This window comes from Pantoea sp. PNA 03-3, from assembly GCF_003201175.1.
Lineage (GTDB): Bacteria > Pseudomonadota > Gammaproteobacteria > Enterobacterales > Enterobacteriaceae > Pantoea > Pantoea stewartii.
Map to the genome: position 1 here is coordinate 704,382 of NZ_QICO01000003.1, position 1,916 is coordinate 706,297.

Here is a 1,916-nt window from a genome sequence, read left to right on the forward strand (position 1 = left end):
CAACGCGGTTTGTGTGGGAAGGTTACCGTCTGCTGCAGGAAATCCACGACGATATTCCGCTGACTTATGTCTACAGCGACAGCCAGAGCTATGAGCTACTACAGATTGGTGAGGTTGCACCTCAAGTGACAAAGTCCGGGGCAATACTTAATGGGAAAGCTGATCAAATAATACTTCCTCGAGACTGGGATCAGAATTGGATTTTAAACACTAGAAGAATTAGCACTCCATAGGACGTCTATATGAATACGAATCAAGTAGTGAAAATTTTGAAAGATACACTGGCATTAATTAAGAACGAAGCCTTAATAAATGGAAAAAATAAGCTTAGTGATATCATTGAGAAATATGAGTTAACAATCCAGAAGATAGAGGATGGTACTTTGAAGTATAATGAAATTCACAATTCAGTAAAAGCCTACCTTGAGATTTATAATGATTATGATAACCCTTTGATTTTTAAGATGTCAGATGCTGAGAAAGCAGTGTCTATATACCTTGAAGTATAATGATTGTCGATAATTTTAATGAGTGATAATTGTAGTTGGCTTAAGGTTATCAATAATCCGAATACGCTTAAATTGGTTGATAAGTGGTATTTGAATAGGTGTTGAAAAGTGAATCCTGAGCTCAGAAATAAGTGCGAGTATATTTTGATCCTGAGCTAGAAAATAAGTCTTATGGGCTGATGAAGTAATTATTACTTTAACGACGGCAAAAGTAATTTTCAATTTTTTAGTGTAAGGGTTTTTCGACTGGCATAAATTTTTCCAATATGGAGAGTTTAAATTAATCTTAACGAAGAAAATAGAAGTGTGATTTTTGACAATGGATTAGTTATCTCCTCAACTTCAACTAAGCAGAAGTTGTTTATTATTGACGGGCTGCGCTGGGAGGCGTGGCCTGACAATGGTGATGATACCGTAAACTATCGAGCCGTTTTTAATATAAAAATAATAGACAAGGTGATATTTACCTCATCGTATTTTTATCTCATCTGACCTGCTCCCCGTTGATTAATACACCGTGATGTTAGTAATGTCTTCATAAGCCACATGAGGACATCCCCATGAAGAAGCGATTTTCCGACGAACAGATCATCAGTATTCTCCGCGAGGCAGAAGCCGGGGTTTCAGCCCGGGAACTCTGCCGTAAACATGCTATTTCAGACGCTACCTTTTACTCCTGGCGCAAGAAGTTCGGCGGCATGGAAGTTCCCGAAGTGAAGCGGCTCAAGTCGCTTGAAGAGGAGAACGCCCGCTTCAAGAAGCTACTCGCCGAAGCCATGCTGGATAAGGAGGCACTTCAGGTGGCTCTGGGGCGAAAGTACTGACGACAGACCAGAAGCGGGAAGCCGTGGAGGTCATGTGTGAGGCAATGGGTCTGTCGCAACGCCGTGCCTGCAGTCTGGCCGGTCTGTCACTTTCAACCTGCCGTTATTCGGCCCAGCGTCCGGCTGCTGACGCGCACCTGTCTCTACGCATCACAGAGCTGGCACTTGAACGCCGGCGATTTGGTTACCGACGGATCTGGCAGTTATTGCGCCGGGAGGGCCTTCACATCAACCACAAGCGGGTTTACCGCATCTATCACCTTAACGGTCTGTGTGTAAAACGCAGGCGCCGACGTAAGGGTCTGGCGACTAAACGGCTTCCGCTTCTCCGCCCGGAGGCGCCGAACATGACATGGTCAATGGATTTTGTCATGGATGCACTTGCCAGCGGCCGCCGGATTAAGTGCCTGACCTGTGTGGATGATTTCACGAAAGAGTGTCTGACGATCACCGCCGCTTTCGGGATTTCAGGCGTTCAGGTCGTGCTTATTCTGGACAGCATTGCGCTGTTTCGTGGATATCCTGCGACGATAAGAACCGATCATGGCCCGGAATTTACCTGCCACGCGCTGGATCAATGGGC

Annotated in this window: 1 protein-coding gene and 2 pseudogenes; all 3 read left to right on the plus strand. The window is 45.1% G+C overall.

Annotated features, from left to right (window positions below; all coding sequences use genetic code 11):
- A pseudogene (locus C7433_RS23905) lies at window positions 1–233 on the plus strand (hypothetical protein); the annotation flags it as partial.
- 9 nt (window positions 234–242) lie between these two features.
- Window positions 243–509, plus strand: a complete 267-nt coding sequence (locus C7433_RS12975) for a hypothetical protein (RefSeq protein WP_110268318.1) — start codon at window positions 243–245, stop codon at window positions 507–509.
- Between the two features lie 560 nt (window positions 510–1,069).
- Window positions 1,070–1,916, plus strand: a pseudogene (locus C7433_RS12985) (IS3 family transposase); the annotation flags it as partial.

Excerpts from the sequence above, each read along its gene's own strand:
- C7433_RS12975 (WP_110268318.1), top strand. The coding sequence starts at position 243 with ATGAATACGAATCAAGTAGTGAAAATTTTGAAAGATACACTGGCATTA.